We start from the raw sequence: 22936 nt of genomic DNA on the forward strand, positions 1-22936 counted from the left end.
TTGAGTCAATTATTATAGAGTTTGGGCCATGCGTAATACGTTACTCGCCCCCTACGAAGACATCCCACGAATTGCCGTAGTCACCGCAAATGACTACCCGGCGTCTTCGACTTTTCCCTCCCATACACATCGTCGCAGCCAGTTTGCCTATGCCGCCTCCGGAACGATCAGCGTGTTCACGGCGCGCGAAAACCTGGTTGTTCCACCACAGCGGGCATGCTGGATACCTGCTGGCATCGACCATGAGATGCATATGCGTGGCCCTGTCACCATGTTGAACGCATTTTTTACCCCGGACGCTGCCCGCGCCGCAGGACTACCCGATGGCTGTCGGGTGGTTGGAGTATCCCCCCTGCTACAGAACCTGTTAGTACAGGCAGTGGATTTGCCAGCGCTCTATGACCTGAATAATAGAGAAGGCAAGATTATGTCTCTGTTGCTTGATGAAATTGCCGCTATGCCATCTCTGTTGCTAAATACTCCGTTACCCGACGAGCCTCGTTTAGCCAGACTGTGCCGTCAACTGATTGAAAACCCATCTCTTTCTATCGATATCAACAAAATGGCTGCGGAGGCAGGCATGAGTCGTCGCACTTTCACCAGAGTGTTCCGAACGCAAACTGGCGTGAGCTTTACTGAGTGGCGCCAACAAGCCTGTTTGCTGGCGGCTATCACCCGCCTTAACAATGGGGAATCGGTTACTCGCGTTGCGCTGGACCTTGGCTATGGGAGTTCAAGTGCCTTCACTGCACTATTCCGCCGTGTACTTGGCGTGCCACCCAGCCTATACCTTGAGAAATAGAGAAAAATCAAAGGGGTAATGTTTCTAAATGGATAGGGGCGCCGTACCGCGCCCCTAGTGACTCCGACGACTGCATTTCTGCACTGATATTGTCACTTCATTCCGGTTGGACAAGTATCCGCGACATTCTTAAGCCCTTCGGTTTGATGTTCGAAGCGGATCTTGTTGGCGGGCGCGTCATGGTCAATCGTCAGAACATAGATACTGTCAAAATCACTGCCCGGCCATTTGGCCGCCTGTTGGGGATCGCCCCCTTCTGCGGTGATAATGTTTTTTACCACCTGCACCAAGTTGTGATGTTCCCAAGAGACATACACCACGGCATTGCGGAAACGATCGTCCAGCAGAGCCGTCTGCAAATCAGCAATGTCATCGGCGTGATACTGGATATTCACCGGCAGTGAGAGCCGAATGGCCGTTGGGGTAATCGTGGTCAATGCCCGCATGGAGCTGCCCAGCTTATTTTTCTTGGGGCCTGCGGCATAAATGGCTTCGGGTTTACCGAAGCGGGAGATTAAGACCTCCGGCAGTGCCAAGGCGCGGTTAAAGCCTTTGCAGGTCAGCTGACCACTGTTGTTGTCTGGCTTCTCACCGTGGCGAACGAAAACCAGGGTTTGCTCACTCCAGGCGGCCCCTGCCACGCTGGACAACAGTAATGCCAATATGCCGTTTTTAAACGCTTGCTTCATGGTTCTTTCCACCCATATTTACCCTCAAGAGCACTGCCAGCTAAGGCCGCATACTTGCAGGTCATTGTCATGACTAATGAATTATTTGCATAGGTGTATGCATATTTAGCTACCTTATCATTGAATCGGCCCTGTAATACACTTCCTCCTGTCGGCCATAAGCACATCGGCCACCCTTTTTGATTGCTTCCTGAAAGCAGGCGTAATTTGACGGCGGAGACGAAATGAGCGAGAAATTTGACGGTAACGGTATTTTCCCCAAAGGGCCAAAAAATGACGCCTATGCGCAATATTTCACCGGCACCAGCTACCTGAACATGTTGACCACCGAAGGAGTAGCCATTGGCAATGTGGTGTTTGAACCAGGCTGTCGGAATAACTGGCATATCCACCATCAGGGCGGCCAGATCCTGCTGGTGACCGGGGGGCGCGGCTGGTATCAGGAGTGGAATAAACCGGCTCGCCAACTTACCGCCGGGGACGTAATCAATATCCCGGCAGGAGCCAAACACTGGCACGGTGCAGCCCAGGATAGCTGGTTTGCGCATATTGCCGTGGTGGTCCCGGCCGAGGGTTCCTCCAATGAGTGGTTGGAACCGGTATCCGATGAGGATTACCGTCAACTGCCGTGATAAAAAAGCCACCTGCCAAAACGGGTGGCTTGAGATTAATAACCTCAGGCGCAGCCTGCAGCGCCCCTACGTGCTGAACCGGTTACAGCTTACTACTTCGGGTAGAAATAGTTCACTACACAAAAAACCAATTTCGCCACTACATAACAGCACGAGAGAGAAACCAGTAAGTGAGAAATATTGGCTGGTGCAGCATACCAACCCAACGACCACACGCAGGCCCCTTTTAATAAAGCTGCAGCCAGATAAAAGCTAACCAAAGACGCAAGTATACGTACAATTGCTTTCATGAAATTTGTCCAGTCAGACATAACCGGTATACATTCATTTAAAAGGTTTATGTTAGTTGACTACCATGAGCATGAACTGCCAGCGTTAGAACCCCAGTTATTTCCGGCACTGCCGCTTCTACCGCCATTTCCGTTGCCTCTCCCGTTACTTCCCTCGTTGAGGCATCCACTGTTATCGGAACGGTCACCGCCATTATTTCCTCGACCGTCAGATATCTGCCCCAACATTTCAAGCCCTAACAGTCCCATAGAAAACCCCTTGTTATTGATAATATAACAGAGTACAGCGAGTTGATTATCACCTCATCATCATGAAATTATCAATATAAAACAAAAGCGGGGTTTTTAATTTTAGAGTTTAATCACAAAAACGTTGTGAATTATTATCCTTGTGGTTTACTTAGATAATTTAGTTAATTTAATTACGTCACCAATTAATTAAGATAAATATAATGACATATATCGCTACGTAGGAGCGCAGCATGCGGCTCCCTTCAGAACGTTAAGGCGTCACCCAATCACTAATCCCAGCGCTGCCCCGCCCGCCAGGATCCATAATGGATGAATACGTTTATTCATACTCAGCAGCGTCGCTAACACAATTAATATTGCTAACCGCCAATTGGTCGCTGAAGCCTGGGCAATCAGCACGCCGCTGGCGGCAACCAGCCCGACCGTCACCGGCACCAGCCCAAGCTGCACGATACGCCGCCAGGGCTTATCTTTAAAACGCCGCCATGCTCTCATCACCAAAATGGTAACGATGGACGACGGCCCAAACTTGGCCACAGAGGAAACTAACAGCCCGGCCCAGCCCGCGACGTGCCAACCAATCAGCGGCACGATCATCATATTCGGCCCCGGAGCCGCCTGCGCCATGGCAAACAACGCGCTGAATTCCTGGGCGCTCATCCATTGATGCACCTCCACCACCTGGCGCTGCATTTCCGGCAGAATGGTAAAGCCGCCACCGAACGCCATCAGCGAAAGCTCGGTAAAAATGATCGCCAATGAGATTAACACCGCCATCATGAAGGTTTCCTCCAGGCAAGCAGAATACTGAGCGGGGCCAACAACAGCATGGTTGGCAGCAATGGCAGACGCAGCCAGGCAATCGCCACCAAAGCAATGGCAACAATCGCTAATGGCAACCATTTCCCCCACAGTGGCAACAGCATTTTCAATGCGGTAGAGAGCAGCAAACCTGCCGCCGCTGCGGCTAACCCAGCGAACACATGTTGCACATGGACATCGTTTTGGTAGCGGGCATAAATCACGCCCAGGCCGACCACAATCGCCGTTGGGGCGCAGATCAACCCGAGCAAGGCACATAGCGCACCACGCAATCCGCGAAACTCCATCCCCACCGCTACGGAAAGGTTAATGACGTTGCCACCCGGCAGGAACTGGCACAATCCCAGCAGTTCAGTGAACTGCTCAGCAGTTAACCAGCGGCGTTGTTCCACCAACATGCTGCGCGCCAGCGGCAGCACCCCGCCAAAGCCGATCAGGCCAAGCATCAGAAAACCGGTAAACAGTTGAGTATTGCTTGGTGGTTTTGCAACTTCATGGCCCTGTAGCGCATTAGAATCCGACATAGCGTTTCCCACATTATCTCAGTTGTTATCTGGCATAATGCACGCGGCCAAGCCATGATGTCTAATGTATTTCAGAGCCATTATCGCTACGGTGAACGCGCTGCAGACCGAGCTTAATCGTCCCGATCGACAATCCGCGTCAGGTGGATGACCAAGTACAGTAGCTCGTCGTTGGACATCTCCATTTCCAACAGATTTTTCACATAGTCACGGATCACCAGTGCGCAACGATAGGCATCGGGATACTCTTTCGTCGCCTGCAAGAACAGGAAATCGTCTTTCGACTTCACCTGTTTGTTATCGATCATTCGTTGAATGAAAAACTGCATATGCAGCAGGAAACGTGAGTAGTTGAGTGAATCCGTGGCGATATCGATGCGAAAATGGTATTTGATGATGTTGAAGATATCCTTCAGCATCTTCACCGCCAGCAGCGTGTGCTCCATACTCTGTACGTCGGTCTGGCCATTGACCAGGTGAAAGGCAATGTTCCCCGCTTCCGCCTCCGGCAACAGGATATTCAAACGCTGGTTGATCTGCGCCAGCGCCTGTAATGCCACGGCAAACTCCTGCGGATAAAAGCGTTTTACCTCATGCAACAGTCGGTTCTGAATGATGATGCCTTTACGGCAGCGCTCAATTGCAAAGCTGAGATGATCCACCAGGGTGAAAAAGATCTGTTCGTTGACCCGGCCGCCAAGCTGGCTGTTGGCCAGCCTGAGGATCATTTGCACCAGCTCAATGTGCTGTTCCGGCGTGGCCTCTATCAGGCGTAGATGGTCGTGGCCGGTTTGACCGTTCTGCACCACATAGACTTTTTCTATGCTGGCCGAGGCCAGCACATCCCCTACTTTGCTGTTAAACCCGATGCCCTTGCCCATCACGATAACTTCGCGGTTATCGCTGTCGGTGGACAGCACCAGGCTGTTATTGAGCACCTTGACGACTTTCATCATTAAACTGTGTTATCCACGTTGTTGGCCGTTCGAGGCAATCAGGCGCTGATACCAAGCGAAACTGTTCTTCTTGATACGCCGCAGATCGTGCAGATCCTGTTCACCGCGGTTGACATAGATAAAACCGTAGCGCTTGGCGTACCCCTGATGCGTGCTGACCAGATCGATCGCCGCCCACAGGCAGTAACCCAGCAGATCGACACCATCATTAATCGCCAACTGCATTTGTTCGATATGCGCACGCATGAAATCGATGCGGTAATCATCATTGATGATATCCCCAGACAATAGCTGGTCCGGCGCACCGATGCCATTCTCAGTAATTAAAATCGGCAGATGATAGCGTTCATAAACCTTGCGCAGCGTCAGTCGCAGGCCCACGGGGTCGATCACCCAACCATAGCGCGTTTTGTCGACATACGGGTTTTCAGCTGCCCGATACACGCCCGGCTCACCCAGCATGATTTGCTGGTCCCCCGCACGAGCAGTGATATCCGAGGCATCCCCACGGCTGGCGGCGATGGTGGCGGTGGAATAGTAGTTAATCGCTACATAATCCGGCTTTCCTTGCAGCAGTAACTCCGCGTCTCCGTCTTCAATCACTGGGGCAAGGCCGCGATCCTGCAAATATCGCCAGGCCAACGCATTGTATCGGCCATGTACCGCAACATCCAGAAAGCTCCAGCAGCGCAGTGTTTCCCAGTTGTGGGCGGCGATGGCATCCAACGGATGGCAGGTTTCCTGATACATGGAAGTGGTATTGATCGCCGGGCCGATTTTCCCCTTGGGACAGCGCTGATGGCATAAAGCCATGACCCGCGCCTGCGCCACCAGCATATGGTGGCTCTGTTGATAAAGTACCGGCTTGGTAGGCAGTTCGCCGCCCTTTGGTACCCCGATGGCACCAGGGTGCAGGATCATGGTGTTCTGCTCGTTGATGGTCAGCCAATATTTGACCTTATCGCCAAAGGCAGTGAACAGCACGTCCGCATACTCGACAAAGGCATCGATGGTCTGCCGATTGCTCCAACCGCCCTGTTGTTCCAGCACATAGGGCAGATCGAAATGGTAGAGCGTGACCACAGGTTCAATGCCGTGCTTGAGCAGTTCATCGATCAGGTCACGATAAAACGCCAGGCCAGGCTGATTCACCTCGCCCGTGCCGTTGGGCAAAATGCGCGTCCAGGCAACGGAGAAACGGTACGCCTTCAGCCCTAATTCGGCGAACAGCTTAACGTCTTCACGGAAGCGGTGGTAATGATCGCTGGCCACCTTAAAATCTGCCGTCTCGGCGGGATGATCGAGCATATCGACAATGGAAGGACTTTTGCCGTCTTCGTCCCATGCCCCCTCAACCTGATAAGCCGAGGTTGAGGCCCCCCACAGGAAGCCAGGCGGAAAATCGTTCAGCTGGTGGTAAATCATACATTTTTTTCCTTGGTATTCAGCGCGACAATTTGCTCACCAAAGTTCACCGGGCCAGGCTGTCGGCAGCTCAGGTGCGGATACTGCTCGCTGTTGACCACCAGCACCGGGGTGATAATGTCGTAACCCAGCGCGGTAATGGCGGCAATATCAAAGCGCACCAGCTCATCACCGTTTTTCACCCGATCGCCCACCTGCAGTTGAGAGCTGAAATGCTCACCGTTGAGATTGACGGTATCGATGCCGATATGCATCAGCACTTCCATGCCGTTATCGGCCTTAATGCCCACGGCATGCTTCGAAGGCAGGAAGGTCACGATTTCCCCGTCCACTGGAGCACGCAGCACACCTTGCTCAGGTACAATTGCCACACCCTTGCCCAACAGCCCTTGCGAAAATACGTCGTCATTCACCTGTTCCAGCGCCACCAGTTGACCAGCCAACGGGCTGAACAGCATCGCATTGCTCTCGGAAGGAGCGCTATCTGTTGCTGCCGCCTCTTCATCTTCATCAACCGGATCCTCAAAGCCCAGGATCCAGGTCAAGGCAAAGGTCACGACAATGGCGATAACGCAGGTGATGAGGGCGTGCACGATATTCATCGGGTTTTCACCGATAAATGCGGGTAAGGCCGCCAACCCTGGCGAAACAAAGGCATAACGCACCAAACCGCTAACACCCGCGTAGACACCGGCACAGCCGCCGCCGATCATGGCTGCGATCAACGGTTTACGCAGTTTCAGCGTGACGCCGTATAGTGAAGGCTCGGTGATCCCCAGCAGCGCAGTGAAACCGGCGGATGAGGCTAACTGACGCAGATTTTTATTCTTGGTGCGGAACGCGACACACAGGGTTGCCGCGCCCTGGGCGATGTTGGAAGCCAACATGCCGGGGCCATTAATCATCTCAAAGCCGTTTTTACTCAACTGGCCGGTAGCGATAGGCGTCATCGCCCACGCGGTGCCGGTGATCACCAGGAACGGTTGCAGCCCGCCCATTAGCATCGGGATCAGCCAACTGGCCTTGCCATCGATAATCGCCGCGCCGCTGGCCACCAGATCGTTGAGGAAAATACCGAACGGCCCTACCGCCACCAAGGCTAGCGGCGTGGTAACCAGCAGGATGATCATCGGTTTGGTGAAGAATTTAATCATGGTCGGCGAGACTTTCTCGGCAAAGCGCTCGATATAAGACATCAGCCACACCGTGAAGATGATCGGCAGCACCGAGCCGGCATAATCGGCCAACCGCACCGGGATGCCAATAAAATCGATTGGTGAACCGGCGGCCAGCATCTGGGCAAGATTGGGATGCAACAAGGCTCCCGCGATGGTCATGGCCAGAATAGGGTTACACTCAAACTTGATCGATGCCCCATAGGCCAGCAGCACCGGCAGGAAAAAGAAGGCAGCATCGGCGATGGTATCCAGCAGATGGTAAGTTGGGCTGGCCGCGCTGATCGCCCCAGTTAACTTGAGGATCGCCAGCAGCGCCTTGATCATCCCCGCACCGGTAATAGCCGGGATCACCGGCGTAAAGGTGGTCGAAATCACGCTGATAATCTGCGTAAAGACACCGCCCTTGGCCTTGTTCTTCGGCTGTCCACCCGGTTTGCCCAACGGTTGGCCAATCGCTTTTTGCAACGCGCGGAAAGTCTGCTGCACGTTGTTGCCCACCACAATCTGGAACTGGCCACCGCGCTCGACCACGCTGATCACGCCGGGCAAAGCTTCTATCGCTTTCGCATCGACCCGACTATCGTCGTTAAACTCCATCCGCAGACGGGTAGCGCAGTGCGTCAGCTTGCTGACGTTAGCCTTTCCCCCGACCAGTGCCAATATGTCCAAGCCCAACTTGTTATAATCCATAGGTTTTCCCCGGCAAAAAAAGCAAAAAAAAAGACCAAAATGAAAATGCTCCCCTTCGGTAGAAGAAGTGCATTTCTATTTTGGTCTTGCCTGCTTGCGCAGTAACACGCCATCATAAAAATGATTGAGTAGCTTATTACGCTACGGCGCAAGTAATACCGCGGACGCGATCTCCAGGCAACCGGCAACGGTAAGCTTTGTGATTCGCATCACGATTAGTCGCAGGAAAAATCGCAAGCGATCCGACGAAAAATCATCAAACTCTCCCGCGACCTACTGTAGCCATGCCCTTCAATAGGTTAAACTTCTCTACCTCGGCGAGTTACCTCTGCCGACCGTTGCGCTTGAATAACAATGAACCAAGGAAGTCCACATGCAACAAGGCTCTAAACTGCGGCCACCACCCATTGATGTGATCACCATTCAGTCGCAGGTGGTCTACGGTAGCGTGGGGAATGGCATTGCCTACCGCACGTTGTTGAAGAAGAACCTGGAGGTGTTGCAGGTACCGAGCGTGTTGTTTGGTTGCCCGCCCTATTACGGCGCGCCGCACGGGGGAGCGATCTCCAGCGAATGGTTCAGCGGTTTTCTGGAAGATCTGATTGCCCGTGAAGTCGTGTGCCGCGCGCGGGCCATCATTATCGGTTATCTGGGTGACGTGGCGCAGTGCCATATTCTGGCAGACTGGCTGCCGCGGGTGATTGCCCTCAATCCGGGCATCAAGATCTATATCGATCCGGTGATGGGAGACTACGGCGAAGGGGTTTACGTCGATAAACGTCTGGTTGAACGTTATCGTTCGCCGTACCTCAATCTGGCCCATGGCCTTACGCCGAACGGTTTCGAGCTGGAGCAGCTTTGCGGCATGGCGCTAAGCACGCGAGAGCAAACCGAGCAGGCTGCACGGGCGCTGCTCAAAGGCAATACGGAGTGGGTACTGGTCACCAGCGCACCTGGCGTGGCAAACGGCGATCAGGAAGTTGGCCTGTTGCTGGTCACCGCTGAAGCGGCGCAAAGCTTCACCCATGCCAAAATCGATTCGCCGGTGAAAGGGACGGGTGACATGTTCACTGCGCTGTTAATTGCCCATTTGCTGCAGGGGGAATCTTTCAGCAAGGCAGTGCCGACTGCGATCCATGAGGTATGTGCGGTATTGGAAGATGCGGCGCGTCACGGCTGGCAGGAGATCGGCCACCTGCGGGCACTGAAGTGATGTGATGCCCCTCGCCCTAACCCTCTCCCACAGGGAGAGGGGACCGATCGAGTAAAGCTGAAAGTAGAGTTATTCACCTTGAACACCGACTGGCTCAACTTGCTTGCAAGGGCGAGCATGGTTGCTGAAATTACCTCTTTACTTCCAAATTAGCAGGGGCTATCAGCTCCCTTTCCCTGTGGGAGAGGATTGGGATGAGGGAGTCAACGTTTTTTCTTCTTGTTGAAATCCAATTCAAAAGCAAATACCGCGCTTTGAATTTTGCGCTCGGTCAGCATCCCCATCTTGAGAAAACGACAGGACAGACGCGAGAAATGATGCTTTTCGTCTTCATCAATAACATGATCTTCATTCACGGCAATCAGTTCCATATTGACCTTAAACTTGCCGTAATCCCCTAAATCCAGCTGCGCCTTATTGAACACCAGCCCCGGCTGCATATAGCCAGGCACCGGGCCGTCGATACGCAGGCCAACACCGCCCGGCGAAAGATCGTGAATACGCAGTTGATACGGGGTGCCATCGCTGTGTTCCCCGTTACAGAAAAATTCACGCCAATAAGGCGTGGTAATGCGTAACTGGCGGCGGCGTTGGATATAAACCAGCTGCTTCGGCAGACGGGCCTCATAAACCGGCGTATCGTTATGCTCGGTCAGTTGCACCTGTTCGACAGAGAATTCAATTTTTGCATCGTGGCTTTCAATCACAATATTGAATATCCCTTCGGGGATCTGCTCTGGGGCATCGCAATTAAAAACAATGTTATCAGCGCCAACGCTTAATAATTGGCCGTTGAATTCATGCTGTTCATTAGCGACACGCAGTGGCGTTCTTTGCTTATAGATGTCGCGCAAAATTGCCAGCACCTCAAAACGCTCCTGCTTGATAAACAGTCCGTTATCAATATGTTCCACCCGTCACTCCCAGCATTGTCCATCGACGCTAACGCTTTCCTTACACAATCATCACCGTCATCAATACTAAAGTCAAATTTCCCAGCGTTGCCATAATAATGGCAGTAGTCGGGAAAAACGGGCTGCCCATGCTGCCTGCCCTGCACGATCCCCGATTAAATCCTGGCGAATTTCGATGCCAACATAAGGTAATTCATGGCGTTCCGCATGTACCGGCAGCGTGTAGTCGGTTGCATCGGTCATCGCATATGGCTCATTGATACCGACCTGTAAGTCCCCTTCTGCACGCAGCAACTCCGCCAACAACAGGGCAAATTGTGGATGGCGGTTAAACAGCAACCCAACCTGCCACGGCCGTGAATCGCCTTTAAACACCGGTGTAAAGCTGTGCATGGCGATCACCGCGCAGGGTTGATTACTGGCACGGCGAGCTGCCAGCGTATGATTGATGGCCTGGTGATAAGGCTGAAAAATTTCCTGTTCACGGGCGCCCGCTTCGGCCGCGCTGATCCCTTGGTTGCCAGGTATTGGCGTAACTTCCGATAACGGTGGGATCGAACTGGCTATACCCGGCGTACGGTTACAGTCGATCACCAAACGCGAGTAGTGCTGATGGATTAATGTCGCATCCAACTGTTGGGCCAGCAGGCGGGAAACCGCCAGCGCACCGATATCCCAACCGATATGCCGATCGATATCGCCGCTGGCCAGGCCAAGATCGCCAAGACGTTTTGGGATGGCCTGCCCCGCATGATCGCACAGCAGCAAGAAAGGAGAAGTCGCCTGTGGTAGCTCAACGCTGACGGCCGCAGGCTCATCCGCAGACAACAAGGTTGGTGTATAGGGGTGATACATAGGACACTCCGGCGAAAGAAACCGCTAATTCTAGGCGATCCTTTCACCGGCTACCAATTTCCCATGGGAGGATTTGGCGCGGCCGCACGATCCGTCAAAACGGAGCCGTTGTGTCATGGCCCATTGATTTTATGAATGAGCCGCCGATCTAAAGATGAGCGGCAATATAGCGTTGATAGCGGGTAGGCTTCAGCCGCGTCAGATCGACCAACACTAAACCATCGATACAGTGGTTAAACGCCGGATCGGTACCGAAGTCGATAAACTGCACACCGCCGGGCTCGCACAGCTCGGTGTATTGCTTGTACAAGGTCGGGATCGAACAGCCGAGGTTACTCAACAGGCTTTTCAGGCGCAGCAAATCTTGCTGATAATCATCACCGGCGAACTGGGCCAATACCTGCGGCAAAGAGGCCGGATAAGGCTGTCGTGACTGAGCCATAGCATGGTCTGGAGAAAAATAGAGGCGATAGAAAGCAATCAGCAAATCGCGAGCGGCAACCGGCATACCACCTGAAATCGACACCGGGCCAAACAGGTAACGATACTGCGGATATTTGGCCAGATAGGCACCGATGCCGAGCCACAGGTAATCCAGACCGCGCTTCCCCCAATAGGCCGGTTGAATAAAGCTGCGGCCCAACTCAATCCCTTGTTCAAGGATCGGTGTCATATCGCGATCGTAATGGAACAGGCTGTTGCTGTAGATGCCTTCCAGTCCCTTGCTGGCCAACTGCGGTGCCGTAGGAATAAAGCGATAGGCACCGACAATCTCCAGTTCCTCCTCATCCCACAGCACCAGATGATAATAATCGTCGTCATAGCTGTCTAAATCACGCCGCCGCCCTGAACCTTCCCCCACGGCACGGAAAGCGATCTCCCGCAGGCGACCAAGCTCCCGCAGGATCGGTGCTCTGGCCTCCCCCTGGCGGCGATAAAGGAAAATGGTTTTTCCATCCGGCGTAACACCCAGACGCTCGCAGGCAGCCAACGCTTTTTTCAACTCGAGGCGATCTTCCGCCAAAGCGATGGCCGATTCGCTGGTAAACAGCCCCGGCTTCCCCTGACCAAGCCGATAAACATGGCGGCGGAAACGTTCGGCAAGATCGCGTGCTTGAGTATGGCCATCGTGCCAATGGGCAAATGGAATGCGCCCGCCGATGCGGATTTTGATCCGTCCGCCCCGCTGTTTGAACATCTCACGCACCAGCAGCAAGGTGGATAACGGGCGATAAATCAGCGAGGTCAAATAGAACAGGCCGCTGTTTCGGGCGCTGATATGGATGGGAACGATCGGCGCCCGCGCCTTGGCGGCCAGCCGCAGAAATCCGGTATGCCAGTGACCATCACGTATCCCTTTGGGACTCATGCGGGATACTTCCCCCGCCGGGAACAGGATCAGTACACCCTGATTATCCAGCTGAGCTTGCATGGCTGCAATCTGCTGGCGGTTGGTACGGTTACCCAGGTTATCAACCGGCACAAACAGATTGCGTAAGGGTTCGATACAGCTCAGCAACTGGTTAGCCACTACCTTGACGTCTGGCCGAACCGCCGCCACCGTCCGCAGCAGTACCAAACCGTCCAGCGAACCAATGGGATGGTTGGCAACCAACACCACCGGGCCTTGGCTGGGGATGTTTTCCAGATCCCCATCCACCAGTTCACAGCTCAAATTAAAGTAATCCACCACCTGCTCGATCAGATCCAACCCTTTCAGGTGCGGATAGTCGGCGGCAAACTGTTTGAATTCTTTTTCACGCAGTAAGGTTCTTAGCAGGCTACGCTGCCAGGCTGAGGGAGAACGCTGTGGGAAGACATCTTGCAGCAGGCTATCCAAAGTAAACATCGGGTCATCTCCTGGCCTAGTCGCTGCAAACTTAAGCCAGCGTGATGACCTGAACATGACCGTTTGATGACGAAAAGATGAAATCAGGTGCCAGGGGCGAACATGCTCGCCCCTCTACCCTCTAGTTTACAGAGCTGCTTCAATACAGGCGTTGACCTGTTCCCGCAGCCGCAGTATGGCAGAAGCCTGGTGAGGGTAACGTTTGAAAGTGATGCGCATCCCCAGTTCCTGATCGATCAACTGCTCCACCGTGGCACGATCGGTCAGGCTCTCCAGCAGCTGCAATGCCCGCAGATCCTGTAACCCCTGATGGAACACCCGCAAACGCAGCGATTCTATCGGCATGAAATTCGGCCCCGGATAAACCACAAAAGGATCGCCAGAGGGGAAGGCGTTGCCGCTGTCGGTGACCGCATAGGGATTCAGTTTCTCCCGGGAATGACTGCTGTTATAGAAGTTGTAGCCCCAGTGGAGGAAGCCGCTGATGTTATAGAGGTAAAGCTGGATACCCAGAATGCGGTTGCGTGCCGAAGGCTGAGCAAAGAAGCGATTGGCCACCTCGGTTCTTTGCACGCAGCAGTAATAAGCCCAGAGCTGCGGGGTTTGATGCTCGAGGAACGGCTCGATATGATCGGTGGCGACTACCGGAGTTTCTACCAGCCCACGCTGATAGAAGTCAAAATCGGAGAGCGCATCGAAAGTGCGGAACCCGTCCAGCAAGGGCCGCAGTGAATCGCTGGCACGTTGGTAGGCGGCGATATTTTCCAGTTTAGGTTCATCCGAAATGTGGAACCACACCTGCCGTTGCAGATCCCGCACCCGGAACCAGCCGGTTAATGCTGGCATCAATGCCTGCAGAAACTGCTGATATTCGCTGCCGTGGGCATCGGTATGCCAACCAAACAGCAGTTGGGTTTCCCCCGCAACCTCAACCATAATTTTGGGCGCATGCGCCGCGCCCCATTGGGTAAACAGGTGGGCAATTTCGAAGTGTTCGATCCCCTCCTCCTGCGCCAATGCTACCCACTGCGCCAACCGTTCAAAATCAAATTGGTAACCTGCAGCGGTGCGTTTTACCCCAACCAACTGCACGGTGGTGCGTTCGCCGCCGATAGCAGTATCCAGCGGCGGCGTAAAGATTGGCGTTAGCAGCATATTCACGCCGTTTGCCACCGCGTTACGCACCAGGTTGCGCACCGCCTGCCAGTACTGCGGGCTGAACACCGCAATCTGATAATAGTCCGCCAGACAGTCGGTATGTAACCATTCGGTATGGAGCAGCCTCTGTTTTGGCAACGCGGCAGGTACCACATGCAGCGTCATGCTGGCTGCGGCCAACTCTTCCCCCGTCTCTTGATCGAACAGCCGCAGCGTTAGCGGATAGTCACCACCGGCAATACCCTGCGCTGGCGGCGTAAAAGTCAGCCACAGGCTGGCGTAATAACGGCAGGCGGCAAAAAAACGCCGATCCTGAATGGGCATTAGCGGGTCGGGAAATAGGCCAGGCTCGGTCGTCAGATAGTTCTCATCAGCCTCGGCATAGCAGGGAAAATGGCTGGGCACCGACTGCACATGGCGCACGCTGATATCATCGGCCAATTCCCCCTCAAGTTGATAACGTAATTCCCGACGGGTTTCATTATCCTCACGGTACAGACAATACACGCCTTGCCATGAGAGGCTTTCATTATTCAGACAACTGAATTGGTTTTGCTGTTCTACCTGCGGTGCGGCTTGGCGATGGAATATCTTCTCCAGGCAATGGGTAAATAGTAGCGTGAGACGCATAATAGCTGCCCTGTTTTATTTTACGGTGGGATTGAATTAATTTCAGGCTAGCGCGTTTTTTCGCCACAGGCAATATAGGCCAACAAAAAAAGCCAGCAAACGCCCTCTCACCCGGCAAAAAAATAATTTTTTTGTTTATTTGCATCACAAAAATGAAAGATGCCGCGGCCTGCACAATAAAAACGTTTTTAATCCCCATTATGGTGCAAGGGTTATCAGTTAATCCTATGACCCCAGCAAGCCATAACTGCCGCCCGACAACGGATTTTCGCCCTTCGACATTAACAATTTATCAACAAAAAAGGCTTTCGGTTGTTGGCTTTGACCTTTCGTTGTTAACAACAGTGAAAGATACACGCCCCATTTTTGGGCAAAATGGCCGCATTGACACATTGAAAGTTAAGGGATAGAAAGAAATCACGTTCACCAAAAAATGTATTCGCCGACACCGAGGGTAAAGCAATGTCACCTAGAAAAAGCGCCGGACGTTTTCTGTTGCATTCCGCTGTTGCAGCCGCTTTATTGTTGCCGACCATGTTATATGCTGCCGACCAGATAACGTTACGTTATGCGGTTTGGGATCGAAACCAATTACCTGCCGAACAGGAAATTGCCAAGCGATTTGAGCAGGCCAACCCGAATATTAAAGTGGAAATAGAATTAACCCCCGCTGCACAATACTTTGTTAAATTAGACTCCGCCGCCGCCGGTGGTGTCGCACCGGATATATTCTGGATTAATATGCCCTATTTTGTGCAATATGCCAAAAATGGCATTATGCAACCGCTGGGTAATTATTTAAAAGACGGCACGGTCAATCTGGATAATATCGTTGCCAGCTCCGTTAAGGCTTATCAATACGACGGCCAGCAGATGGCCATCCCGCGCGACGTCGACTCCATCGCCGTGTGGTACAACAAAAAACTGTTCGATCAGGCTGGCGTCAGCTATCCCACCAGCGACTGGACCTGGGATGACATGAAGAAAAAGGCTGCCGAATTGCAAACCGGCCTGAAAGGCAGCGCCTTCCCGCTGGTGATGGATCTCAGCATCGACGGCCAGGACAGCTATATGAACCTGCTGTTCCAGAAAGGCAATCATATCGTGCCAAAAAATGGCCAACCCACTGATATCGCCAACGACAACGCCATCTGGGTCTACCAGCAGTTACAAGGGATGATGAAAGACGGCCTGATGCCGACCGCCCAGCAGATGAGCGAAGTGAAGACCGAGAACATCTTCCAGTCCAACCGCGCCGCCATGGTATATGCCGGTTCCTGGTTGGCCGCTCCGTTCGCCAACAATCCGCTGATCAATGAGCACATCGGCGTGGTGATGATGCCGAAAATCGAGCGCCAGTCTGGCGTGGCCCACAGCCTGGCCTATGCCATGTCCGCCAAGAGCGACCACAAGCAGGAAGCCTGGAAGTACATCGAGTTTATGAGCAGCGAAGCCTCACAGGCCACCCTGGCGAAGGTGGTGATCCCGGCCAACAAGGTCGCGGCTAAAGCCTGGGCGGAGGAAGTCAAAAAGGTTGACGTCACTCCGTACATCCAAACGCTGGAAGTGACCGAGGCCTATCCAACCGCAGGCACCAACACGCCGAAGTGGCAAAACATGTGGATCGGTAGCCTGAAGAAAATCTTTATGGGCGCGGATGCCCGTACGGAAATGGATAAATCGGTCAAGAAGATCGAACGCATCATGGAGCAGTAATTCCCCCCGCTACGGCCTACCTGCCCGAAGGCTGGCCGTAGCGGAAACACTGAGCAGTCAAAGGTGAGGAATGGCGACATGTCGCTGGCAGAAACGGCTACGGCCAACATAAAACAGGCAAAGAGCAAACCTCGTGCCGCATTAAGCCGCCTGGAGCGAGCCGAGCGCTTCTGGGGCTGGGTGATGATCCTGCCGCTGGTGATTGGCCTGACGGTGTTTTACTTCATCCCGTTTTTACAGAACATTTTTTACAGCTTTACCGACCTCAACCAGTTTATGAGCTGGACGACCATCAGCGTTGACAATTACATCAACCTGTTTGAGGACGATGACTTCTATACCGCCGCCTTCAACACCCTGTTCTATGTGGTGGTGTGTGTGCCGGTGATCTTGCTGCTGTCGTTGCTGCTGGCGATTGGGCTTAACCAGAATATTCGTGGAAAAGCGCTGTTACGCACCCTACTGTTCCTACCGGCGGTGACCATGCCCGCCGCCGTGGCAATGGTGTGGCAGTGGCTGTTCAACAAGGATTTTGGCCTGATTAACCAAGGGCTAAACCTGCTGCACATTGCGCCGGTCGCCTGGCTGTCCGATCCGGACGTGGTACGCATCAGCGTGTCCATCATCATTATCTGGTCGTCGCTGGCGCTGAAAATCATCATCCTGCTGGCCGGTTTGCAAAGCATCCCCCGCCAGCTGTATGAAGCCGCCGATATCGACGGTATCAGCACCTTGCGCCGCTTCTTCTTTATCACGCTGCCGATGATGGTGCCGACGCTGTTCTTTGTGTCGGTGATGAGCTTTATCGAGATCCTGCAAATCTTTGACGTGGTGTTCCTGATGTTCGACCGCGCCCTGGTGGAGGGTGACGTGATGACCATCACCAACCTTTTCTACAAATACGCCTTCTATCTGCAAGAGAAAGGCTACGCCTCTGCCATTACCGTGGTGCTGTTCGCCGTGACGCTGGTGATCACACTGGTGCAGATGGCGATCGGCAAACGCCTGAGAGTGAGTTGAGGAGCCATTGATGACGATAAGCAAACAAGCCCTGGTCTATCTGTTTATGACGCTAGCGGCGCTGGCCTCGGTGGTGCCCTTTATCTGGATGCTGGTGACCTCGCTGAAAACCCAGGCCGAAAGCATTCAGATCCCGCTGACCCTGCTGCCGGAAAACCCCAGCTTGCAGGCCTACGGCAAGATCATGCGTGAGATCCCTTTTGCGGATTTTTATATCAACTCGCTGCTGGCCACCTTCTCCACCGTGACTCTGCAAATGGTGATCGCCACCATGGCCGCGTATGGCTTCTCCCGCCTGCACTTTCGTGGCCGTGACGCGGTATTCCTGGTGTGCATCTCGATCCTGATGGTGCCCGGCCAGGCATTTCTGATCCCGCAGTTCCTGGTGGTGCAGAAAATGGGGCTGGTCAACAGCATTACCGGCCTGGTGCTGCCGGGGATCTTTAGCATTTATGCCACTTTCCTGCTGCGGCAGTTCTTCCTGGCGGTACCGAAGGAGATGGAAGAAGCGGCGCTGATCGACGGCTACAGCTACTTCGCCATCTTCTGGCGCATCATGCTGCCGCTGATCCGTCCCGGCATCATCGCCTGCATCATCATTAACGGTTTGTGGAGCTGGAATAACCTGATGTGGCCGCTGATCGTCAACACCACCACCGAGAAATTGACGCTGCCGGTAGGACTGGCTTCGCTGTCCAGCCGTGCCGGAGTGGAATATCCGTTGCTGATGGCCGGTGCCTTGATGGCGGTGATCCCGATGCTGATGCTGTTCATTCTTTTCCAACGTTATTTCATCCAGGGCATCGCCAGCGCTGGCGTTAAAGGCTAACCGCGAACAATAAGGTAAACAGACATGGCCGGTATTCAATTAAACAGTGTGAAAAAGGTCTATCCCAACGGTTTCCGGGCGTTGCATGGCGTGGATCTGGATATCAAGGACGGTGAGTTTATGGTGTTTGTCGGGCCTTCCGGCTGTGCCAAATCCACCCTGCTGCGCATGATCGCCGGGCTGGAAAGCGTCAGTGAAGGCCAAATCATGATCCACGACCGCTGCGTTAACGACACCATGCCCAAAGATCGCGGCATCGCGATGGTGTTTCAGAACTATGCGCTCTATCCGCATATGACCGTCTACAAGAACATGGCCTTTGGTCTGATTGGTAAAGAGAGCAAGGCTGAGATCGACCGGCGGGTGCAGGATGCCGCCGAGAAGCTGGAAATCACCAACCTGCTACACCGCAAACCCGGCCAGCTCTCCGGTGGCCAGTGCCAGCGCGTGGCGGTTGGGCGTGCCATCGTACGTAAACCCAAGGTGTTCTTGTTCGACGAGCCGCTCTCCAACCTGGATGCCAAACTGCGCGTTTCCATGCGTGTGCAGCTCATCGAACTGCATAACCGACTGAAACAAGAAGGCGCCGCCGCCACCATGGTGTACGTGACGCACGATCAGGTCGAGGCGATGACCATGGGCGACCGCATCTGCGTGATGAACCGGGGCACCATCATGCAGGTAGACAAGCCGATCAACCTGTATCACCACCCCGCCAACCGCTTTGTCGCCGAGTTTATCGGCAGCCCGTCGATGAATCTGCACGATCTGGACTTGCTGCGTAATGCTCAGGGAACACAGTTGCGTATCGATGATCACTATCTACTAACCCTGCCGCCTGCGCTGGAAAAGCAGTTGGAAGGCTATCCACACCAGCGCGTTTGCCTGGGTATTCGCCCTGAAGCCCTGCGCCTGTGCGCTGCCGGTACCCAAAACTGTTTCCCGGCCCGTATCGCCACCATCGAACGCATGGGTAACGAAGAGTTGCTGCACTGTGAACTGGCCGGATTACGCTTCGTGCTGCGGATTGCGTCTCAGCCGGACTGGGAACCGAGCATCGGCGAACAGATCCATTTGACGTTTGATTTGGCCCGCGCCCACCTGTTCGATCAGGCCAGCGGTGACAACCTGAATAATAACTCTACCCAGTCACTGGGATAATTTGGGAGTACTTTGCAATGTCTAATGACTTTACTGGCCGTCCGGTACGCGTGTTGGTAATTGGTGCCGGTGCTCGTGGGGAGATTTACTCTCGCTATGCATTGGCTCACCCAGAATTGATGCAAGTGGTGGCGGTCGCAGAGCCGCGCGATACCTATCGCCAGCAGTTTGTGGCCCAGCACGACATCTCGCCCGAAAACGTGTTTACCGACTGGCAGCAGGCCGTAGCGGCGGGCAAACTGGCCGATGCGGTGATGATTTGTACTCAGGACACTCTGCATCTGGCACCGGCCCTGGCCTTCGCCAAACAGGGTTACCACATGCTGTTGGAAAAACCGCTGTCGCCGGACGCGAGTGAGTGCCGCACCATCGTTGAAGAAGTGGAGCGCCAGGGGATCATCTTCTCCGTTGGACATGTGTTGCGCTATACCCGCTATACCCAGAAACTCAAGCAACTGCTGCGCGATAAGGTCATTGGCGACATCGTTAGCCTCCAGCATCTGGAGCCGGTGGGCTATTGGCATCAGGCTCACTCTTTCGTACGCGGCAACTGGCGTAACGACCAGCAAGCCGCCTTTATGCTGTTGCAAAAATCCTGTCACGATATCGACTGGATCCGTTACGTGATGGATACCCCTTGCGAGCAGGTCAGCTCATTTGGTGGGTTACGCCACTTCCGCCAGGAAAACCAGCCTCAAGGCGCAGCGGATAACTGCCTGGACTGCGGCGTTGAGGCCGAATGCCCCTATTCCGCCAAACGTATCTACCTCGGTGAGAATCACAAGGCAACGCCGGGCTTCCTGCGGGTGTTGACGCCAGAAGTCGATCAGGAGCATCTGGTCGCCGCGCTGCGAAACGGTCCGTATGGCCGCTGTGTCTACCGCTGTGATAACAACGTAGTGGACCATCAGGTGGTGAATATGCAGTTTAGCGGTGGCCGCACCGCCGCCTTTACCATGACTGCCTTTACCAAAATGGAAGATCGCAAAACGCGCATTTTTGGCAGCCAGGGTTGTCTGGAGGGCGATGGCCGCTATATCCGCATCACCTCCTTCCTTGACGACAGCGAAACGCTGTATGACGTGGACGAGGCCGAAGACTTGCACACCATGTCTGGTCACGGCGGCGGTGACTATTATCTGATGCAGCATTTTATCGCCGCCGTGCGCGCCAACGATCCTTCGCAAGTGTTGTCTGGCCCGCAGGAAACTTTGCAGAGCCACCTGATGGTCTTCGCCGCCGAACGCGCTCGCCGGGAAAACGCTGTTATCACCTTGGGCGAGGAGTAAAACCGTGGCTACTCATGCTATGCGTTACGGTTTTGATATTGGCGGCACCAAAATCGAAATGGCCGCCTATGACGCCCAGTTGAATCAGGTGCTGTGCCAGCGCGTCAGTACGCCCACCGGCAACTACCGCGAGTTTCTCGCCTGCATCGCACAACTGGTCAGCCAGGCCGATCGCAGCTTGCATACTCAAGGCACCATCGGCATTGGCCTGCCGGGGATCACCGACCCACGCAGCCGCAGACAGTTGGCGGTAAACGTGCCTTGCCTGACCGGCCACTGTCTGGCGGACGATCTGACCCAAGAGCTATCGCGACCGGTAGAGATTGAAAACGATTGCCGCTGTTTTGCGCTTTCGGAGGCCAGCACGCCCCAGACCGAACGGTTGGAGGTGGTGTTTGGTGCCATCATCGGTACCGGTGCTGGCGGTGGGCTGGTGATGAACAAACGGCTGCACAAGGGTCGTAATGGACTGGCTGGCGAATGGGGGCATACGCCTATCTCAGCTCAGTTGGCACAGCGTTACGATTTGCCGCTGTTCGTCTGCAACTGCGGCCTGACCGGTTGCTTTGAGCGTTATGTCTCCGGTAGCGGTCTGCTGGCCCTGAGCCAACACTTTGGCCATAGCGCAGCCAACGTCCCGGCACTGATCGCCAGTTACCGTCAGGGCGATGCGTTAGCGCAACACCTGATGGGGATTTACATCGATATCCTGGCCAGCGCGTTGGCCAGCCTGCAACTGCTACTGGATGTGGACGCTTTCGTGCTAGGGGGCGGGCTTTCTAACGTGAGTGAACTCTATACACAGTTGCCCGCCGCCATGTGTCGTTGGCTACTGCCAGGGACGGAACCCGCGATGGTTTATCCCCCAGTGTATGGCGACAGCAGCGGCGTACGCGGTGCAGCACTGTTGCGCCAAAGCTGGCAATAAAAAATTTAAGGAAAGCTCACCCGCATTATTCACCGTGGGTAGCTTTCATCCACGACGGAATTAATTGGCGCCTCCACGGAGATATTAGCCGAATAAATAAGGCATTACCGGTTTTCAGTTTATTTTCATGCTGCTTTCAGTTGATGACCAACCGAAAGATATCATGACAATAACCAATTGAAATATAAGATTATATTTAAATTTTCCATTGCGTTGCGCGGTTTCGTTTGCTGTAATTTGCAACGAAAGACTGAAAATACGCCTGTAACGGTTGCTGTGGCCCCTATGCCACGGCCGGGGTTTGCTACGGGTAAATCAGGAGTCAGCTATTCATGATCAATACCGTAAAACGGCGGGAATTAATTATCGACCAGCTATGCCGTGAGGGCACGGTGCGCGTGGAACAGTTGAGCAGCCAGTTTGCCGTCTCTACCGTCACCATTCGCAGCGATCTGCGCCATCTGGAAAAAAGTGGCTGTGCGGTACGGGCCTACGGCGGTGCGATGCTCAATAAACAGTTCGCCTTCGATCGCCCGCTACAGGACAAGGGGCGCATCAACCGCGATGTGAAATTCGCCATTGCCTGTGCCGCCGCCGCGTTAGTGAACGACGGTGATGCGATCATTCTCGACTCGGGTTCCACCACTAGCCAAATGGCTACCCAGTTGGCAGGCAAGAAAGACCTGGTGGTGATGACCAACGCCTTGAATATCGCCTTCGAATTGGCCAGTAACGAACAGGTGGATTTGATGGTGGTCGGCGGCAGCGTACGGCGCAAGTCTTGGTCGCTGTATGGCCCCGCTGCCGAGCAACATATTCGCCAATATCGCTTTGATAAGTTCTTCCTCGGCGTTGACGGCTTTGATTTGGTGGGCGGCATCACCACGCCAGATCCCGGTGAGGCACAGCTCAACCGCGCCATGTGTGAAGTGGCTCGCGAAGTGATTGCGGTGGTTGACGCCAGCAAGTTTGGCCGCAGCAGCTTCTGCATGATCCGCGAGATCGGCCAGATCCACCGATTGGTTACCGACAGCCGCATTCCAGCCAATTACCTGCATGCGCTGCAAAATCTGGGGGTCCAGGTGATTATCGCCGATCAATGAATCGCCCCTCA

21 protein-coding genes are annotated in these 22936 nt (G+C 54.1%); 11 read left to right on the forward strand and 10 right to left on the reverse strand.

Features of this window, described 5'->3' with window-relative positions; genetic code table 11:
- Window positions 1-28: 28 nt before the first annotated feature.
- A complete protein-coding gene (locus ACKWMY_RS19130) occupies window positions 29-802 on the forward strand; it encodes an AraC family transcriptional regulator (protein WP_098931062.1) in 774 nt (257 codons plus the stop codon).
- 92 nt (window positions 803-894) lie between these two features.
- Here ACKWMY_RS19130 and ACKWMY_RS19135 read toward each other — a convergent pair whose 3' ends face one another.
- On the reverse strand, window positions 895-1491 hold the full coding sequence (locus ACKWMY_RS19135) for a histidine phosphatase family protein (RefSeq protein ID WP_065685800.1): 597 nt from the start codon (window positions 1489-1491) through the stop codon (window positions 895-897).
- Between the two features lie 224 nt (window positions 1492-1715).
- On the opposite strand from ACKWMY_RS19135, the gene ACKWMY_RS19140 reads away from it, so the two are divergent.
- Window positions 1716-2123: a cupin domain-containing protein gene (locus tag ACKWMY_RS19140; protein WP_409486842.1), complete on the forward strand. Its 408-nt coding sequence runs from the start codon at window positions 1716-1718 to the stop codon at window positions 2121-2123.
- Between the two features lie 800 nt (window positions 2124-2923).
- Here ACKWMY_RS19140 and ACKWMY_RS19145 read toward each other — a convergent pair.
- From ACKWMY_RS19145 to ACKWMY_RS19165, 5 genes are all read right to left on the reverse strand, one after another.
- Window positions 2924-3445, reverse strand: a complete 522-nt coding sequence (locus ACKWMY_RS19145; protein ID WP_409486843.1) for a chromate transporter — start codon at window positions 3443-3445, stop codon at window positions 2924-2926.
- Entirely contained in the window at window positions 3442-4011 is a 570-nt protein-coding gene (locus ACKWMY_RS19150; protein WP_074031052.1) for a chromate transporter, read from the reverse strand. The genes ACKWMY_RS19145 and ACKWMY_RS19150 overlap by 4 nt, the downstream gene beginning before the upstream one ends.
- Window positions 4012-4124: 113 nt before the next feature.
- Window positions 4125-4964, reverse strand: a complete 840-nt coding sequence (gene licT / locus ACKWMY_RS19155) for a BglG family transcription antiterminator LicT (protein ID WP_024530963.1) — start codon at window positions 4962-4964, stop codon at window positions 4125-4127.
- A gap of 12 nt (window positions 4965-4976) precedes the next feature.
- The gene (locus tag ACKWMY_RS19160) at window positions 4977-6392 is read right to left on the reverse strand and encodes a glycoside hydrolase family 1 protein (protein WP_409486844.1); all 1416 of its coding nucleotides are present in this window, start codon (window positions 6390-6392) and stop codon (window positions 4977-4979) included.
- A complete protein-coding gene (locus ACKWMY_RS19165) occupies window positions 6389-8260 on the reverse strand; it encodes a beta-glucoside-specific PTS transporter subunit IIABC (RefSeq protein ID WP_409486845.1) in 1872 nt (623 codons plus the stop codon). The genes ACKWMY_RS19160 and ACKWMY_RS19165 overlap by 4 nt, the downstream gene beginning before the upstream one ends.
- A gap of 373 nt (window positions 8261-8633) precedes the next feature.
- Here ACKWMY_RS19165 and ACKWMY_RS19170 point away from each other — a divergent pair, with 373 nt between their 5' ends.
- Window positions 8634-9473 carry a PfkB family carbohydrate kinase gene (locus tag ACKWMY_RS19170; RefSeq protein WP_024530966.1) on the forward strand — a complete coding sequence of 280 codons (840 nt, stop codon included), beginning with the start codon at window positions 8634-8636 and terminating at the stop codon, window positions 9471-9473.
- Window positions 9474-9676: 203 nt separating this feature from the next.
- On the opposite strand, the gene ACKWMY_RS19175 is transcribed toward ACKWMY_RS19170, so the two are convergent.
- The 4 genes from ACKWMY_RS19175 to ACKWMY_RS19190 form a co-directional block, all read right to left on the reverse strand.
- Window positions 9677-10387 (reverse strand): flagellar regulator YcgR PilZN domain-containing protein, encoded by a 711-nt coding sequence (locus tag ACKWMY_RS19175; protein WP_309046555.1) that lies wholly within the window; start codon window positions 10385-10387, stop codon window positions 9677-9679.
- A gap of 72 nt (window positions 10388-10459) precedes the next feature.
- On the reverse strand, window positions 10460-11242 hold the full coding sequence (locus ACKWMY_RS19180; RefSeq protein WP_024530968.1) for an N-formylglutamate amidohydrolase: 783 nt from the start codon (window positions 11240-11242) through the stop codon (window positions 10460-10462).
- Between the two features lie 148 nt (window positions 11243-11390).
- Entirely contained in the window at window positions 11391-13091 is a 1701-nt protein-coding gene (locus ACKWMY_RS19185) for a lysophospholipid acyltransferase family protein (RefSeq protein ID WP_024530969.1), read from the reverse strand.
- Between the two features lie 126 nt (window positions 13092-13217).
- Complete coding sequence (locus tag ACKWMY_RS19190) at window positions 13218-14879, reverse strand: DUF4091 domain-containing protein (protein ID WP_409486846.1); 1662 nt, start codon at window positions 14877-14879, stop codon at window positions 13218-13220.
- Window positions 14880-15031: 152 nt separating this feature from the next.
- On the opposite strand from ACKWMY_RS19190, the gene ACKWMY_RS19195 reads away from it, so the two are divergent.
- The 8 genes from ACKWMY_RS19195 to agaR all read left to right on the forward strand — a co-directional run bounded on the left by ACKWMY_RS19195 (window position 15032) and on the right by agaR (window position 22925).
- Complete coding sequence (locus ACKWMY_RS19195; protein WP_409486847.1) at window positions 15032-15289, forward strand: hypothetical protein; 258 nt, start codon at window positions 15032-15034, stop codon at window positions 15287-15289.
- 52 nt (window positions 15290-15341) lie between these two features.
- Window positions 15342-16595, forward strand: coding sequence for an ABC transporter substrate-binding protein (locus tag ACKWMY_RS19200; protein ID WP_409486848.1), 1254 nt, complete (start codon window positions 15342-15344; stop codon window positions 16593-16595).
- Between the two features lie 78 nt (window positions 16596-16673).
- Window positions 16674-17615, forward strand: a complete 942-nt coding sequence (locus tag ACKWMY_RS19205; RefSeq protein ID WP_074031041.1) for a carbohydrate ABC transporter permease — start codon at window positions 16674-16676, stop codon at window positions 17613-17615.
- Window positions 17616-17625: 10 nt separating this feature from the next.
- Window positions 17626-18444 carry a carbohydrate ABC transporter permease gene (locus ACKWMY_RS19210; protein WP_021177895.1) on the forward strand — a complete coding sequence of 273 codons (819 nt, stop codon included), beginning with the start codon at window positions 17626-17628 and terminating at the stop codon, window positions 18442-18444.
- Between the two features lie 24 nt (window positions 18445-18468).
- Window positions 18469-19605 (forward strand): ABC transporter ATP-binding protein, encoded by a 1137-nt coding sequence (locus ACKWMY_RS19215; protein ID WP_024530973.1) that lies wholly within the window; start codon window positions 18469-18471, stop codon window positions 19603-19605.
- A gap of 17 nt (window positions 19606-19622) precedes the next feature.
- On the forward strand, window positions 19623-20894 hold the full coding sequence (locus tag ACKWMY_RS19220) for a Gfo/Idh/MocA family protein (RefSeq protein ID WP_074031040.1): 1272 nt from the start codon (window positions 19623-19625) through the stop codon (window positions 20892-20894).
- A gap of 19 nt (window positions 20895-20913) precedes the next feature.
- Window positions 20914-21822 carry an ROK family protein gene (locus ACKWMY_RS19225; protein ID WP_024530975.1) on the forward strand — a complete coding sequence of 303 codons (909 nt, stop codon included), beginning with the start codon at window positions 20914-20916 and terminating at the stop codon, window positions 21820-21822.
- A gap of 332 nt (window positions 21823-22154) precedes the next feature.
- Window positions 22155-22925 (forward strand): transcriptional repressor AgaR, encoded by a 771-nt coding sequence (gene agaR, locus ACKWMY_RS19230; RefSeq protein ID WP_024530976.1) that lies wholly within the window; start codon window positions 22155-22157, stop codon window positions 22923-22925.
- Window positions 22926-22936 lie beyond the last annotated feature (11 nt).

Source organism: Serratia sp. J2 (assembly GCF_046269175.1).
Classification (GTDB): domain Bacteria; phylum Pseudomonadota; class Gammaproteobacteria; order Enterobacterales; family Enterobacteriaceae; genus Chania; species Chania fonticola_C.